This is a genomic window from Anabaena sp. UHCC 0204 (genome assembly GCF_009711975.1).
GTDB lineage: Bacteria > Cyanobacteriota > Cyanobacteriia > Cyanobacteriales > Nostocaceae > Dolichospermum.
In genome coordinates, this window is record NZ_VIKW01000022.1 from 26,318 (window position 1) to 43,274 (window position 16,957).

Annotated in this window: 14 protein-coding genes; 9 read left to right on the top strand and 5 right to left on the bottom strand. The window is 37.2% G+C overall.

The window, feature by feature from the left end; genetic code table 11:
* Positions 1-102 precede the first annotated feature (102 nt).
* Positions 103-903 carry a hypothetical protein gene (locus tag FJR04_RS17480; protein WP_168539711.1) on the top strand — a complete coding sequence of 267 codons (801 nt, stop codon included), beginning with the start codon at positions 103-105 and terminating at the stop codon, positions 901-903.
* 172 nt (positions 904-1,075) lie between these two features.
* Here FJR04_RS17480 and rimM read toward each other — a convergent pair whose 3' ends face one another.
* Together rimM and FJR04_RS17490 are read right to left on the bottom strand one after the other, a co-directional pair.
* Positions 1,076-1,786: a ribosome maturation factor RimM gene (gene rimM / locus FJR04_RS17485; protein ID WP_168497077.1), complete on the bottom strand. Its 711-nt coding sequence runs from the start codon at positions 1,784-1,786 to the stop codon at positions 1,076-1,078.
* Positions 1,787-1,791: 5 nt separating this feature from the next.
* A complete protein-coding gene (locus FJR04_RS17490) occupies positions 1,792-3,075 on the bottom strand; it encodes a valine--pyruvate transaminase (protein WP_168497079.1) in 1,284 nt (427 codons plus the stop codon).
* 311 nt (positions 3,076-3,386) lie between these two features.
* Between FJR04_RS17490 and FJR04_RS17495 the strand changes: the two genes are divergently transcribed.
* Positions 3,387-4,496, top strand: coding sequence for an S-(hydroxymethyl)glutathione dehydrogenase/class III alcohol dehydrogenase (locus FJR04_RS17495; RefSeq protein ID WP_168497081.1), 1,110 nt, complete (start codon positions 3,387-3,389; stop codon positions 4,494-4,496).
* 72 nt (positions 4,497-4,568) lie between these two features.
* Positions 4,569-5,066 carry a DUF29 domain-containing protein gene (locus FJR04_RS17500; RefSeq protein WP_168497083.1) on the top strand — a complete coding sequence of 166 codons (498 nt, stop codon included), beginning with the start codon at positions 4,569-4,571 and terminating at the stop codon, positions 5,064-5,066.
* Positions 5,067-5,182: 116 nt separating this feature from the next.
* On the opposite strand, the gene hemW is transcribed toward FJR04_RS17500, so the two are convergent.
* The gene (hemW, locus tag FJR04_RS17505; protein WP_168497085.1) at positions 5,183-6,367 is read right to left on the bottom strand and encodes a radical SAM family heme chaperone HemW; all 1,185 of its coding nucleotides are present in this window, start codon (positions 6,365-6,367) and stop codon (positions 5,183-5,185) included.
* 242 nt (positions 6,368-6,609) lie between these two features.
* Here hemW and FJR04_RS17510 point away from each other — a divergent pair, with 242 nt between their 5' ends.
* Positions 6,610-7,686 (top strand): PIN/TRAM domain-containing protein, encoded by a 1,077-nt coding sequence (locus FJR04_RS17510; protein WP_168497087.1) that lies wholly within the window; start codon positions 6,610-6,612, stop codon positions 7,684-7,686.
* A gap of 168 nt (positions 7,687-7,854) precedes the next feature.
* Positions 7,855-8,235: a DUF433 domain-containing protein gene (locus FJR04_RS17515; RefSeq protein WP_168497089.1), complete on the top strand. Its 381-nt coding sequence runs from the start codon at positions 7,855-7,857 to the stop codon at positions 8,233-8,235.
* 119 nt (positions 8,236-8,354) lie between these two features.
* On the opposite strand, the gene FJR04_RS17520 is transcribed toward FJR04_RS17515, so the two are convergent.
* Complete coding sequence (locus FJR04_RS17520; protein WP_371718261.1) at positions 8,355-8,774, bottom strand: GNAT family N-acetyltransferase; 420 nt, start codon at positions 8,772-8,774, stop codon at positions 8,355-8,357.
* 41 nt (positions 8,775-8,815) lie between these two features.
* Positions 8,816-9,616: a D-alanyl-D-alanine carboxypeptidase family protein gene (locus FJR04_RS17525; RefSeq protein WP_168497093.1), complete on the bottom strand. Its 801-nt coding sequence runs from the start codon at positions 9,614-9,616 to the stop codon at positions 8,816-8,818.
* Between the two features lie 238 nt (positions 9,617-9,854).
* Here FJR04_RS17525 and FJR04_RS17530 point away from each other — a divergent pair, with 238 nt between their 5' ends.
* The 4 genes from FJR04_RS17530 (at position 9,855) to FJR04_RS17545 (ending at position 16,942) form a co-directional block, all read left to right on the top strand.
* A complete protein-coding gene (locus FJR04_RS17530; RefSeq protein ID WP_168497095.1) occupies positions 9,855-10,772 on the top strand; it encodes an AEC family transporter in 918 nt (305 codons plus the stop codon).
* Between the two features lie 68 nt (positions 10,773-10,840).
* Complete coding sequence (locus FJR04_RS17535; protein ID WP_168497097.1) at positions 10,841-12,523, top strand: AIPR family protein; 1,683 nt, start codon at positions 10,841-10,843, stop codon at positions 12,521-12,523.
* A gap of 70 nt (positions 12,524-12,593) precedes the next feature.
* Positions 12,594-14,237, top strand: coding sequence for a site-specific DNA-methyltransferase (locus FJR04_RS17540; RefSeq protein WP_168497099.1), 1,644 nt, complete (start codon positions 12,594-12,596; stop codon positions 14,235-14,237).
* A complete protein-coding gene (locus FJR04_RS17545; protein WP_168497101.1) occupies positions 14,234-16,942 on the top strand; it encodes a DEAD/DEAH box helicase in 2,709 nt (902 codons plus the stop codon). The genes FJR04_RS17540 and FJR04_RS17545 overlap by 4 nt, the downstream gene beginning before the upstream one ends.
* Positions 16,943-16,957: the final 15 nt, after the last annotated feature.

Here is a 16,957-nt window from a genome sequence, read left to right on the forward strand (position 1 = left end):
TTTTTGGTGCTTTGTCATCTATTGCCATCTATTGCTATCTAAACTTAAATCAAAAAACTACTGAGTTAATTTGTGGAAACCCAAAACTATCGGAGTATAAACATGAGATTCTTTATCAAGAAAAACCTACCAAGTCCAGTTAAGTTTGTCTTGAAAACCTTAGTAGTTTTCATCCTATCTGCCTTACTTTTCTTTCCTACACCCGTGTTGGCCTTAGACTACAGTGGCACTTTACAGTCCTATGTATCTAATGTGAAGGTAGAGTTAGATAGTGTATTAACAGCGATTAAAAAACTGCCAAATCTATCTTATGAGAATGGGAAAACAACACTGGCAGAGATAGAGAGTAAATTACAAAAAACTCAAACTGATGCTAGGAAAAATGCCACAGATTTTCAGAAATTAAGCAATGAAACTCAGCAAGAATACAACAAAATCAATGACGATATCAAGAGTCTATATATCACCGAAGAAGCTTCGCAGAAGCAACTTGACGACTTACGTGAAAGGCAAAGGCTCAAACGTGCCGAGAACGAGAAGAAACTCTTAGCCTGGCTCATTGCATCGGATGATAGTCCCAATCCGCTAGTAATAGATGGTAGTTATGAAGAGTATGACAAATATCTCCAGTATGTTTTATCGTTAAATACTCAGTTAAAAAATCTCCAACTGAGTAGAGCCGAGTTAGAGAGCAAGAATCAGAGTCTGTCCGAGGTAATAGTCTTAACCAATAAAATCTCCAACCTGTCTGATAAGGTAGAAAAGCGAATTAAGTTGGCAAACCAAAAATACGGTAACGTCAAAGACTATGCGGATGCACTTGCATCTTTTAGCGACCCGGATATATTAGGTGAAATCAGCGAACTAGATCAATTAATTGCGGACATCAGTAAAGACCTTTAATTAAGCACTTAGGAAAACCATTCAGTAATCTGCACCAATGGGTTAATCTTCAGAACAGGGAAAAGCGAACTAACTTGGCAAACTCTTCCCTGTTCCCTGCCTTCACAGACAAATTTTCCAGCAAGCCCTAAATAAGCTGTGTTGAGTCTATTAATATTGGTGTCACTAGCCACTAATTGTTAATGAATAATAAACCGGGGGGAGGAGTAATTTCCACTCGACGATTTTCTAAATCTACAATAGGGACAATTTCCATGACAAAGGGAATTAAAACATTTTTTGGTACTTTGTCAGTGGTCAACTCTTCATTATTAGCAATAAAAGCAGAATCGAATTGAACTTCTAATAAATCATGACCGGAAGGTAAGATATCCACAACCGTTCCTACAAATTCCCCAGATGATTGGAGAAAGACCTGCAATCCTAGTAAATCTAACACATGAAATTCACCTTCGGCTAATTGTGGGCGATCGCTCACAGGCACAAAAAACCGACAATCACGCATATTTTCAGCTTGATGGCGATCGCTTACTCCCTTCAATTTAATCACATAAAGATTCTTCCCATCAAGATACCGTCCATTTAATAACTCTACAGGTTGGAGTTCCGTTTCCCCTGGACGTAATAACCAGCGTTTTCCCGGTTCTTCAAAGCGTTCAGGAAAATCAGTATTAGGATAAACCCGCAACTCCCCAGTTAAACCTTGAGGTGAGACAATTTTGCCAATTTCCAACCAATCATCAAGATTAGGGACTGGGGACACTTCGACAAGCTCAGTGCGTCGCTGGGGACTGGGGACTGGTTTAGTCGGTTTAGGAGGGCGGGGAGACCCCGCCCCTACGGGTTTCTTCTTCTTCGTGTTCTTCGTGCCTTCGTGGTTCATTTTCCTTACACACTTACAGCCGCAACTTGATAAACCTGTTCAGCAACCTTCGCTAAACGCTGCATACCGATAGTAATTTCTTCATCACTACCCGTTAAACTAATTCGCAGACATTGGTGTTTGTGTTCCCACTCTTCTTTTAAACCAGGGAAGAAACTACTACCAGGAACAACAATCACACCCACCTTCTTTAATTCCTGGTAAAATTCCCAATCAGTCATAGGTAAATCTTGCAACCACAACCAGCCAAAAATCGCTCCTTCACCACGATGTAAAAACCAAGGTAAATTTTTCGGCATTGCTGCTTCCAATGTACTTTCCAACACATCAAACTTTTTCTGATAGAAAGGACGAATCACATTTTCCGCAATATTTGCTAATGTACCTGATTCTATCGCTCTAGCTGCGATCGCTTGACCATATCGAGACGAATGAATTCCCACATTGGTTTGGAAACATTCCAAAACTTGAATCAGGTTTTCATCACCAATAGCTACCCCAATGCGTTCCCCAGGCAATCCCGCCTTTGATAAACTCATACAGTGGAGGATATTTTCCCCAAATACCGGAGTCATTTCTGTAAAATTCAACGCCGGGAAAGGAGGTGCATAAGCTGAATCAATTAGCACGGGTACATTATAAGGTGCAGCTAAATCAGTGATTTTGTTCACCTCATCATTAGTTAAAACATTACCCGTAGGATTACAAGGACGGGAAAAAATCACACAACCAGTATTTTCTGTAATCGAAAGTTGGTTAAAATCAGGACGATATTTAAAGCGGTGCGCTGCTGCATCAATATCTAGAGTAGGCTTGTAAGCAACCAAAGCTTCTGGAAATAAACACACACCGCCATAACCAGTATAATCTGGACTTAATGGCAGCACAATTTCTTTTAACGCTCCATTACCCATATCGCCACCAAAAGCATTAGCAGCGTAAAAATAGATAGTTTGACTACCCGCAGTAATTAAAATATTCCGCTCAGTTAAACTTAACCCATAACGCTGGTTAAAATCCTTGACAATTGCCTCAATTAATGGTGCATAACCCTGACTAGAACCATAACGACAAACAACTTCACCATATTCAGAACTAGCTAATAAATCTGCCGTGCAATCCCGCCATAACTGTTCTACCTCTGGTAAAATCAACGGATTGCCAGCACTCAAATTATATAATTCCTGTCCCTTACTAGCTCTGAGGGTTTCGTTAATATCTTTCATAATCGCTCTCACGCCAGTTAAGTTGGACATTTGAGCGCCAATTTTAGTAAGGGCAGGTTTCATAGTTTTGTTACAGACTGAATTAATCGCAAAAGTGGATAATTGATTGAGTGGTTGCAGCTAAGACAATGTTTATTATAGTTGCCAAAATAGCCACTACCTTTCACCAATCTAAACCAGTGAATGCGATTTTAACAAAATCTGGCAGTTAATAAAGCCCCACTTGTAAAGGTGGGGGGTTTCTCTTGTTATAGGTACTAATGTACTATATATAAAATCACTTGACAAGTAATTATGGAAAATATTCCTCTCTGAGACTCTGCGACTCTGCGTGAGATAAAATTACGTAAATCCTCACCACCAAGGAGAATGGAATGGAAGTCAAAGCAGCAGTAGCGCACACCGCAGGTAAACCCCTAACTATCGAAACCGTACAATTAGCAGCACCACAAGCCGGAGAAGTATTAATTGAGATTAAAGCCAGTGGGGTTTGTCATACTGACGCTTTTACTCTTTCTGGTAATGATCCTGAAGGTTTATTTCCCGCCATTTTAGGACATGAAGGCGCTGGTATAGTTGTCGAAGTGGGGGCTGATGTCAACAGCCTCAAAAAAGGAGATCATGTAATTCTTTTATACACGCCTGAATGTCGGCAATGTGATTATTGCTTAAGCTTTAAAACCAATCTCTGTCAAGCAATTCGCGGCACACAAGGACGGGGTTTAATGCCCGATGGTACTAGCCGTTTTAGTATCGGTGGCGACATGATTCACCATTATATGGGTACATCCACCTTCGCTAATTATACGGTATTACCAGAAATCGCCGTTGCCAAAATTCGAGAAGATGCCCCTTTCGATAAAGTTTGTTATATCGGTTGTGGTGTTACAACAGGTATAGGTGCGGTGATATATACAGCTAAGGTAGAGCCAGGCGCAAATGTGGTAGTTTTCGGTTTGGGTGGGATTGGTTTAAACGTCATCCAAGGGGCGCGAATGGTGGGCGCAAATATGATTATTGGTGTAGATATTAATCCCAAAAAACGGGCTTTAGCTGAAAAATTTGGGATGACACATTTTGTCAATCCTAATGAAGTGGAAGGTGATTTAGTTGCTTATTTAGTAGATTTAACAAAAGGTGGTGCTGATTATTCTTTTGAATGTATTGGTAATGTCAATATCATGCGTCAAGCTTTGGAATGTTGTCATAAAGGTTGGGGTGTGAGTGTGATTATTGGTGTTGCTGGTGCGGGTAAAGAAATCAGCACTCGTCCATTTCAATTAGTAACTGGAAGGGTTTGGAAAGGTTCGGCTTTTGGTGGTGCAAGAGGACGGACAGATGTGCCGAAAATAGTAGATTGGTATATGGATGGTAAGATTAATATTGATGATTTAATTACTCATGTGATGCCAATTGAAAAAATTAATGATGCTTTTGATTTGATGCACAGGGGGGAGTCTATTCGGAGTGTGGTGACTTTTTAGGTTTTATGGCTCACGCAGAGGCGCAAAGGAAGAAGGGAGTTATAATTAGTTCAAGTTTGCTAGGTTTTAATTATGCAGTCACGAAGGGCGAAAGAATCGGGTGTAAACTTGAATGATAATCTTTATGAAACGGATTTTTATGCCTGGACTCAAGAACAGGCTAAGTTGTTACGTTATCAACAATGGAATCAAGTTGACTTAGGTAATTTAATTGAGGAAGTTGAATCTTTGGGGAGAAAGGAACGCCAAGAGTTAAGAAATCGGCTGAGTGTTTTAATTGGACATTTACTCAAGTGGGAATATCAATCATCAAAACGTAGTCGCAGTTGGTTAGCAACTATTCGGATTCAACGCCGGGATATCATAAAATTGCTAAGTGAAAATCCTAGTTTACAATCTTCTCTAGAAATATCACTTCAAGAAGCTTATGAAAATGCTAGGGATTTAGCATCAGGAGAAACAAATTTACCTTTATCAACTTTTCCTCCACAATGTCTATATTTATGGGAAGATTTAATTAACTTAAACTTTTATCCCGGTGAATCTGCAAATGATGATTTAATGCAATAATCAGCGTTATTAAATTAAAGGATGAAAATTGAACCTTTGCAACCTTAATTCTTTGCGCCTTTGCGCCTTTGCGTGAGACATATTCATATATTTAATCCAAAACGCCTAATAATCTATCATTCTCCCAACTTTTCAAACAACTTCGCTAACATCACGTTAGAAAATATAAAACCATCGGGATCGCTAAAACGCAACCTACCCTCAACAATCTTCACCCAAGCTTGGGCAAAGTATGGTTGCAAACAGCTTTGAATTTTCTCTACTTGATGCTTACCGAAATTCGCGGTTAAGGAATTTAAACTTACTCCTTCGGCTAACCGTAACCCTAACATTAATGTTTCTAACAAAACATCCTGTTGTGGTGTGACTTCACAATCAATGACAGCACCAGCTTTTAACCATTGGTAATATTCCTGAGTTTTCCGGGGACGGGTGAAGCGTTTACCATCAATATAGCTGGCTGCACCCATGCCAAAGCCATAATAGGGGCGATTTTGCCAATAAACTCGATTATGCCTACATTGATGTCCTGGTTGGGCATAATTGGAAATTTCGTAATGTTCGTACCCGGCATCAGTTAAGGTTTTTTGCCCCATTTGATACATTTTGACTGTGGTTTCATCTGTGGGTAAAGGATGATCTCCCGGTTTGAAATAACGATTGAAGGCTGTTCCCGGTTCAATGGTAAGGTCATAGATGGAGATATGAGTTGGTGTGGCTGCTACTGCTTGGGTTAAGGATTCTTGCCATTGTGCTAAGGACTGATGCGGTAAGCCAGAAATCAAGTCTAAGCTAAATTCGGGAATCTCGACTTTGTGGATTAACTCGATCGCTGTAAAAATATCTACAAGGGAATGCGATCGCCCTGCGGCTTTTAACAATTCTTCTTGAAAGGCTTGTACACCCAAACTGACGCGATTTACTCCTAAGCTGCGATAACCGGCTATATGTGCTAAATCAAACGTCCCTGGATCAATTTCCATCGAAATTTCCACCTGAGATGTCATCCCAAATCGCTTTTCTAAGGTTGTTAATATCTGTTGCAATTGTTCTGTTGATAACAGCGAAGGAGTCCCACCACCAAAAAAAATTGTTTCTAAAGGTTGAGCATGAATTGGTGCAATTCTGATTTCTTGACATAAAACTTCAACATATTCGGCAATTGTCCCAGAATTTTCACCCCGTGAGCGATCGCCTACCACAAATACCGGAAAATCGCAATAAAAGCACCTGCGCCGACAAAAGGGAATATGCACATAAGCAGAACGGGGAACTCCCCAACCAATATCTTCTTGACTCATTTTGAGTAATAGTTAAGTTAATTTAATCTGACTGTTAACAATAATGAAAATGAGGAGTTTATTTACAAGTTTTTATCCTTTTTGCCTAAAAATAAAAATAATATGCAGTAAAAACCCTTTGGTTATAATGTTGGCATATTCTCTGTGCCTGAGCAGGTAATATTATTCCATCACCAAAAAGGATAGAAGCAAGCATACTTTACTTTATCGAATAAATATCGTTGTAGGAACACAACACAACCATGCTGGATGCCATTATTATTCTCTCATTTACTTTGGCAGCGGCGGGGATAGGTTATTACAGCACCGATCTACTCCCGCCCGGTACTCTTAATGGAGTCACAAATCTAGAAGCCTTACGCTTAGTTGTAGCCGTATTTGCTGCCATTATTGGTGGTGCGATCGGACTAAGTTTCCAGACTACATACCGCCGTCTCGAATCGCAAGTTCGGGAAATGCCTCTAGAAGTTATTTTAACCCGTGCCATTGGCTTAGTAATTGGGCTATTACTCGCCAATTTAATGTTAGCCCCGCTATTTTTATTACCCATTCCCCCAGATTTCGGCTTTATCAAACCTCTTGTAGCTGTTGTTGGCAGTATCATCCTCTCTGTCACCGGCATGAACTTGGCTGATGCCCATGGACGCGGTTTGTTAAGATTAATTAACCCCAACACTGTAGAAAGCATGGTAGTGGAAGGAACTCTCAAACCTGCCAATACCAAAGTTTTGGATACTAGCTGCATTATAGATGGCCGCATTGAAACATTGCTAGAAACAGGATTTCTGGAAGGGTTAATTCTTGTCCCCCAATTTGTTTTACAAGAATTACAACAAGTAGCTGATGCTAGTAAAGATCAAAAACGGGTGAGAGGGAGAAGAGGATTAGAAATCCTGAACCGCATTCGCGAAACTTACCCAGATCGGATTTTAATTAACCCTGTGGACTATGAAGATACTCCCACTGTTGATGCTAAATTAGTCCGTTTTGCTCAAGAAATCAATGGGACATTACTCACCAATGATTACAATTTGTCTAAAGTTGCTAGTGTCCAAAAAGTCCCCGTTTTGAATGTTCATGATTTAGTAAATGCCGTTCGTCCGACTTATTTACCTGGTGATAATCTTGATCTAAAAATTCTCAAAGAAGGGAAAGAACCAAGTCAAGGAATTGGTTATTTAGATGATGGGACAATGGTAGTAGTAGAAGAAGGTAGTCCTTATGTCGGTGGTGAATTGCGGGTAGTCGTCACCAGTGCTTTACAAACCTCAGCCGGCAGGATGATTTTTGCCAAACCCCAAGCTTCCGCATTAGCCTGAGGAATATGGTGCGAAAAACTAGAATTAAACTATGGAATCGGTGTAGGGAAACTGCACCGATTTTGTTGATTAAGCTGAATATTTATATTTGGCTGATCAATCTCAAACAGGATATTGTTATCTAATTAATATTAAAATAAGAATAGTAGTTGGTAAATAAAGTTAGACATGAAGACCATCTTATCAAATGAAAAAGCATTTATTATTCGGACTGAGCGAGGACTAACAATTGCGGGAACGCGCATCACCCTTTATGATGTAATAGATTTGATTAAGGCTCAGTATCCTCCGAAGTTAATTCGAGATAAATTCAATCTCACAGATGAACAAATTAGTGCAGCTTTATCTTACATTGAAACAAATCATACCCAGGTAGAAGCTGAATATCAAGAAGTTATACAAACTAGAGAAGAAATTTATCAATACTGGGAAGAACGTAACCGCGAACACTTTGCAAAAATTGCAGCAAAACCACAAAAGCCAGAAAAACAGGCTCTTTGGGCGAAACTTGAGGAGCAAAAAGCTCAACGTACCTCAATAAAGCCATGATATTTTTACAGGACTTACGCAATAACTCTCCGAAACTCTTATTTCTCTGTGTCCTCTGCGTCCTCTGCGGTTCGTCTTTTCATGATTTTGCGTAAGTCCTGCTAATGTAAAACCAGAAATTATAGATATTTTTCCATGACATAATTTTTTAATTTTACCCCTCGACGTTCTACTTCTTGTTCCTTGACTATAGTAAATCCTTGGTATTGAAAAAATGATTTTGCGGTAATACTCACTTCTGCATATAGGCGATTAATTCCTCTGGATATGGCAATATTTTCTAGATGAGTCAAGAGTTTTGAACCTATACCCTGTCTTTGGTATTGGCTATGACAGTAAAAACAATCAATGTGACCATTTGCTTCTAATTCTGCAAATCCAACTATTTCACCATGATTTTCAGCAATAAAAGGCCGCTTGGATTGTAACCTTTGATGCCAAAATTCATAATCCATACTTTCGCCAGTCCAAGCATTTACCTGTTCTTGAGTATAATCACCAATATTTATTTGATGAACTGTATCATAAAACAGTTTCATGATTGCCTGAGTATCCGATATTTGATATTCTCTGACTATCATTATTGAGTTTGCACAGGTTTAATATTTTTGGCCTTATAGAATGTTTCCAAACTATCACTATCACCCACAAAACGCCAATGCCAAGGTTCATAACTGACACCTTGGAGATTCTCTTTAGGAAAAGAAAGTTCAAAACTAAACCGGGCTGCATTAGCTTGTAACCACTGATAGGCTTTAGTGTTATCAAAATTAGCTTGGAGATTAGTGGCTGGTACAGTGCGATCGCCAATATCCACCGCATAACCTGTATGATGTTCACTATGACCAGGAGGGGCGCTGAGAGCGGCTCTTTCCGCTGGAGTTTGATTACGTTGGGCGCTAATCTCAAAAAATAACTGATTCTGCTGTTTTACTGACCGAAAACCAGAAATTGGTACTAAAATTACCCCAGCACTCCTAGCAGCTTGTACCATGGCTTGAAACTTAACAGCAGCAGATTTCCGCATTCTAATGCGTCCGTCAGCCGTAATAGCAACTAATTCTGATTCTGGTGCTTCTGGGTATTCAAAATGTCCCAAAACACTCTTACTATTATCTGGGGTATTAGTAACTAGAGGTGGAGAACTAATCGTTTCAGCTACAGAATTAGTCGTTGGCTTAGGTGTCGTCAACGAAAACAAAAAGCCACTAATTACAGCCAGCAATACAAATCCTGCTAATCCACCTGTAATTAAAACCGGAGGTTGTAATTTTAATTTATTTCCCGTATCGGAAGTATCACGTAGAGCCGCCGGAATATCATCACTAGAATGAGAATATGAATTTGGCGATTTTTTCGGAAATCCAGCTTTATTATTCAAGTTTCTGCTCCTGATTTGTATTTAATGATTAAAAAAGGCAAGGACTAAGAGACAACAGTTTTTTTAATTTTTAATTTTTACAGCAGATTGCAGATCAATGAAGTACATAATCTAAATTGAAACCTATACACAAAGTACGGGCGAAGCATTCGGGCGATAAATTATCCATTTTTGTACAAGGCTATTTTCCGAATGCTTCGCCCCTACGAATCCTGCTGTAATTGTTCTAGGTGTAATCTTGATAAATCTTTTAGAACTATATGTCAAGTTAGTGGGGTTAATCCTCATAGGATTCATACTGGGACGGAAATTACCTAGTTATGCTTCCACTTATGTAGGCCAGTTTCTCTTTTGGCTGGGAGTACCTATCAGTATTATTGGTTTTTTAATCCGAACAGACTTATCGGGACAAATCTGGATTGCGCCGATAATAGCTCATTTAGCTATCTTCTTAGGAGCATTTTTAGCATGGTTAATAATTAAAGCTCAAGCCTATTTCACTCAGTCAGTCCCCCAAAAATCAACTCAAGGTAGTCTGATTCTAGCAGCGATGGTAGGTAATACAGGTTATCTGGGTTTTCCCATAACTTTAGCAATGGTAGGTAAAGAATATTTTGCCTGGGCTTTATTCTACGATATGTTGGGGTCGCTTTTTGGGGCTTATGGTTTGGGTGTGTTTTTCGCAGCCAAGTTTGGTAGTAATGTCCAAAGTCATATCCAAACAGCCAAGGTAATTTTTATTAATCCTGCTTTATGGAGTTTTGGATTTGGCTTGCTGTTGCGTCAGGTTGCACTTCCTTCGACAGTTGTATTTAGTTTGGAGAAATTGGCTTGGGGTGCGGTAGCTTTATCCTTGATGTTAATTGGAATGCGACTTTCTCAACTAAAATCTTGGCGCAAAGTCCCGCAAGCTGGGAGTAGTATCTTCATCAAAATGCTATTAGTGCCGATGATTTTAGGTAGTACGCTGTCGCTGTTTGGGGTGACTGGCAATGCAGCACAGGTGATAGTTTTGCAAATGGCTATGCCTCCAGCTTTAGCTACATTGGTAATAGCTGAGACATTTGATCTTGATCGTGATTTGGCTGTTACTGCTTTAGCTATGGGGATTGTAGTATTATTAGTTACTCTGCCTGTTTGGTTATGGCTGTTTTGAAGAAAGGTATCCTGGCTGTACCCCATTCTGGGATGATGTATTAAAAACAATTCAAATACTATCGCTCCATGTCGAAGCCGAATAACCAAGCCCAACGGACTCAAATCATTGAAGTTCTGACACGGGATTACTTTCCAATGATTCCTCAACTTCAGGCTGAACTTCAGAAAAATTGGACACCAGAACAACATTATAAAAATCGTTTAAGTCGTTCTTTAGCTGCATTTGCGATCGCTAATCTCGCTGATCTTACTCCTCCTCAAGCTGCTCATTCAATTATCAATGGAGGAGATGATAATGGTATTGATGCAGTTTATTTTGATCGGGTTAATAATCGGCTTTTGTTAGTACAGGCTAAAGCGGGGAATGCTCCCAATATGGGTGATAATAAAAAATTTTGTGATGGAATTAGGGATCTTGTCCATAAAAGGTTTCAAAAATTTAATTCGAGTTTTTCCCGGTTGCAACAAGATATTGAAGATGCTTTAGACAAAAATGGCGTAATAATAGTTGGCTGTAATATATATTTAGATGAAAGTTTGGGAACTCATGTAGTTAATGATCTCAATCAATTAGAAAATGAACTAAATAAGTTTGATTCGCGTTTTGAATGGCAAGATTTGAATATTGAAAATATTTATGGATGGTTGACAGCAAAACAAAAAAATGCACCTATTAAGGTTGAATTGACCTTAGAAAAATGGCATTGTTTAGAACAGCCCAGAAAAGCTTTTTATGGATTAGTGAATGCTATTGAATTAGCTAAGTTATATAACAACCATAATAAATTATTATTTGAGAATAATATCCGTTATTACCTGGGTACGGAAGATGTTAATACAGCAATTGCTGAAACTGTAGAACAACAACCATCAGAACTTTTTTATCTCAATAATGGATTAACCATTACTTGTGCAAAGGTTAGTTTACCATCTGGACACAATCAGGACTCAACTCAATTTACTTTAGAGGGGTTTTCGATAGTCAATGGAGCGCAAACAGTGGGATCTATTGCATCTGTATTTAATGCTAATGGTTCTGTTTCTACGAATGCAAAATTATTAGTTACCATCATTGAATTAGGGACAATATCAGATAAAATAGGAGTAGAAATTACTAAAGCGAGGAATACACAAAATACAGTCCGTGATGTTTATTTTGCGGCGTTAGATCCTAATCAAGAACGGTTGCGGCAAGAATGTATGGTATCAAATATTGTCTATCAATATCGTCCATCAGCAGATCATCATGATGCTATCACCATTGAACAAGCTGCAATAGCCCTGGCTTGTTTTAGCGGTAATATTGAAATAATTGTTGCCGCAAAGAAAGATATTAGTCAGCTTTATAAGCGTTATTATTCAAAACTTTTTAGTAATGAGCTTTCAGGAATTACACTTTGTCGCTATGTGCGTATATTTGAATATCTTGATCAGATTTTTGAAGATTCTCGAAAAGCAGAAACAGAACCTCGGCGTAAAAATTTCTATCAACATGGTAGATTGTTTATATTAGATATTTTATCAAGGCGCTATAAATCTCTAATCAATAAACCAGAAGTTAATTTATCTCAAGATGACTTGACTGATTTTTCCAGAATTGGTACAGACCTTGCTGAGTTAATTTATACTCTCGCCGAATCTCAGTTTGCTAGTGATGAAAAAGGATATCTTGCTATTTTTAGAAGTTTGACAGATGTTAAGTCTTTAACCAGTGCAGTGATGCAAAAATTAACTAACAGAGAAGCTTAATCTAACAATATTAATTGACATGGAGTTTAAATTTTAAAATTTAATTTTTAAGACAAAATTAGAATTAATTATGAGTAAAAAGCAGAGACTAGAATTAACATGGATTGGTAAAGAAATTCGCCCCCAATTAGAACCGCGAATTTTATTAGAAGATGCTGATAAATCTTATCATGCTACACATCGAGTCAGTGAAAATGATATTTTTGATAATCGCTTAATTTTTGGGGATAATTTGTTAGCTCTCAAAGCTTTAGAACAGGAATTTACGGGAAAAGTTAAATGTATTTTTATTGATCCTCCCTATAATACTGGTTCAGCTTTTGAACATTATGATGATGGTTTAGAGCATTCTATCTGGCTTGGCTTAATGAGAGATCGTCTAGAAATTTTGCGTAATTTATTATCTAAAGATGGTTCTATTTGGATTACGATTGATGATAATGAAGCACATTACTTAAAAGTGATGTGTGATGAGATTTTTGGACGTACAAATTTTGTTAGAAATATTGTGTGGCAAAAAAAATATACATCAGCCAGTGATTCTAAAGGTATCCCTGATTCTCATGATCATATTTTAGTTTTTAGTAAAACAAATAGTTACTGCCGTAATTTATTGCCCAGAACAGATAAACAAAACTCACTTTATAAATATGATGATAGTGATGGTCGTGGTTTATGGAGAACCGATAATCTAAGTGTAAAAACTTACTCTGCCAATTATGATTATGAAATTATCAATCCTATAACGGGTATAAGTTATTGGCCACCTAAAGGAAGATCATGGTTTACCAGTAAAGATAGAATGCAGGCAATGATTGATGATAAAAGAGTCTTTTGGGGAAAAGATGGTAAAGGCGCACCACAACTTAAACGATATTTAAATGAAGTTCAACAAGGCGTAGTTCCTATTTCATGGTGGCCTCATGATGAAGTAGGTCATAATGATGAATCACGAAAAGAGCAGAAATCACTTTTTCCTAACAGTGCATTTTCAACTCCAAAGCCTGAAAGATTGCTCAAAAGAATTTTAGAAATTGCAACAATTCCAGGTGATCTAGTATTAGATTCCTTCGCAGGTTCAGGAACAACAGGCGCAGTTGCTCACAAAATGGGAAGACGCTGGATCATGATTGAATTAGGAGAACATTGTCATACCCATATTATTCCCAGACTCAAAAAAGTAATTGATGGCGAAGATCAAGGTGGCATTAGCAAAGCAGTAAACTGGAAAGGTGGTGGCGGTTTTCGTTATTATCGTCTTGCACAATCATTATTAGAAAAAGACAAATGGGGTAACTGGATTATTAATAAAGAATATAACCCTGCTATGTTAGCAGAAGCACTCTGCAAAATTGAAGGCTTCACTTATGCACCATCAGATACATTTTATTGGCAACATGGTTATTCTACAGAACGAGATTTTATTTATGTCACTACCCAAAATCTCAGTCACGAACAATTATCTCAACTTGCTGATGAAGTAGGACAAGAACGCACATTATTAGTTTTATGTAGTGCCTTTCGTGGCAAAGTTGATATATTCCCAAATCTGACAATCAAAAAAATCCCTCAACAAATACTTTCACGTTGTGAATGGGGTCATGATGATTACAGTTTAAAAATCGAAAATCTGCCTAAAGCATTTCCAGAAATTGAAAAAATATCACTAGAACAACCTATACAAAAATCACTATTTGACATGGATAACTTATGATAAATCAACTTGTTAATAACATTGCTAATCGTCTCAGTCTCAGACAACCTCAACGACAATCATTAAAAATTTTAGATCGTGTTTGTCAACTTTTACCGATCAATGGACAATCAGATATACAAACAAGTTTAGCGAAAATTAATCAAGAATTTTACACCGTTACAGATTTTGAAAGGGAATTTCCATCACTATGTTTTGCACTAGCTACAGGTGTGGGTAAAACTCGATTAATGGGGGCTTTTATTAGTTATTTATATCTAGCTTATGACATCAAAAATTTCTTTATTTTAGCACCTAACCTAACTATTTATAATAAACTGATTAAAGATTTTACACCTAATAATCCCAAATATGTATTTACAGGTATTTCTGAATTTGCAATCAATTCACCAATTATTATCACAGGTGAAAACTATGAAACCAATGCGAGAACAATTTTAGATCCACAAATTACTTGTAAAATCAATATTTTTAATATTTCAAAAATTAATTCTGAAGTGCGCGGTGGCAAAACCCCTAAAATCAAACGACTATCTGAATATATTGGTGAAAGTTATTTTGATTATCTTTCGCAGTTAAAAGACCTAGTAATTTTAATGGATGAATCCCACCGATATCGAGCTTCAGCAGGTATTCGAGCAATTAATGAATTAAAACCATTAATGGGTTTAGAACTCACAGCTACACCTTCTATAGAAACCAGTAGAAAACCAGTATATTTTCAAAATGTTATTTATGAATATTCTTTAGGAAAGGCAATTACAGATGGTTTTGTTAAAGATCCTGCTGTTGTTACTCGTAAAGATTTTAATCCTGCCAGTTTATCACCAGCAGCAATTGAACAAATCAAATTAGAAGATGGAATTTATTTACATGAAAATATTAAAGCTGAATTAAAAATTTATGCTCTCCAAACAGGAAAGCCAATTGTTAAGCCATTTATGCTGGTTATTGCTCGTGATACTAACCATGCTACACAACTTTTAGAACTTATTAAATCTGATGAATTTGCAGAAGGGTTCTATAAAGATAAAGTCATACAAGTTGATTCTAGTAAAACTGGCGCTCAAGAAGATGAAATGGTAGAAAGATTGCTAAAAGTAGAACATCCAGATGAACCAACAGAAATAGTTATTCATGTGAATATGTTAAAAGAAGGTTGGGATGTTACTAACCTTTATACAATTGTACCATTAAGAGCCGCAAATTCGGAAATTTTGATTAAACAATCAATTGGTAGGGGACTACGTTTACCTTATGGAAAGCGTACAGGTGTAACCATTGTAGATCGTTTAAATATTGTTGCCCATGACAAATTTCAAGAAATTGTAGAAGAAGCAAAACGCCCAGAATCAGAAATTAGATTGCAACAAATTATTCTCACACCTGAAGAATTAGAAGGAAAAAACAAAACAGTAGTTTCACGGTCAAAACTTGCCCAAAGTTTAGGAATTACTACGGAACAAAAGAGTGAACAAAATATAATTTTTCCAGAAACAGAAAATCAAGATATTCAAACATCTATATTTGCATCTCCCATTGAACAAAAGATTGCAAATCTGACTTACCAAGAAATTCGGAAATTAGAAAGTCAGCCTGAAAAAGTCCCAACTGCATCATATCTGTCAACGCCAAAAGTTCAAGCAATAGTGCGGGAAGCTGTAGCTAGAGAATATCAGCCAGAACAACTGGAAATTGAAGGGGTAACTACACCACCAAATATTGAAGCTATTGTTGCTAAAACCACTAATTTAGTTATTCAACAAACCATTGATATTCCCAAAATTATTGTTGTTCCCCAAGGAGAAGTAAAATCAGGTTTTAGGTCTTTTGCACTAGATGTAACTGGCTTAAATTATCCTATACCATCGAAAAAAGAATTACATATTCAATCTCTAGTTACTGATGATTATAGCTCTCTAGAAATCAAAACAACAACGTTAGAAGAAGTGCAACTAGAAAACTATATTGTCAAAAATTTAGTTAATTTTGATGATATTTGCTATGATGAAAATGCTGATTTACTTTATGATTTAGCAAATCAAGTTATTAGTTATTTTCTTACATATTTATCGCCAGAAGATACACAGAAAGTTTTATTTTATTACCAAATTGAAATTGCTAACTTTGTCCATAACCAGATGATAAAACATTTCTGGGAAGATAATAATGTTGAGTACAAACCCGAAATTAGCAAAGGTTTTACAACCTTAAAAGAGAGTGCATATACCACAAATACAAAGAATTATTTAGATTATAGAACCTCGCCTCCAGATAAAAGCAATATGTCCAAATATCTGTTTACAGGGTTTTCTAAATGCCTCTATACAGAACAAAAATTTCAATCAGAAGCGGAGAGAGTATTATCTATAATTTTGGAACGAGATGCAATAAAATGGTTTAAACCAGCAAGAGGACAATTTCAGATTTATTACCAATGGGATGGAAATTATTTAGAATATCAACCCGATTTTGTAGCAGAAACAGCAGAAATTATCTATATGCTTGAACCCAAAAATCGAGACGAAATAGATAATCCTCAAGTAGTTGCTAAGAAGGATGTAGCGGTTCAATGGTGTCAAAATGCTTCTGAATATATGCTACAACACAATGGAAAGCCTTGGGTTTATGTGTTGATACCCCATGATGCGATCGCACAAAATATGACACTCAAAGGATTAGGCGATCGGTTTCAAAAAAAGTAACAAGTGCAATAAAAT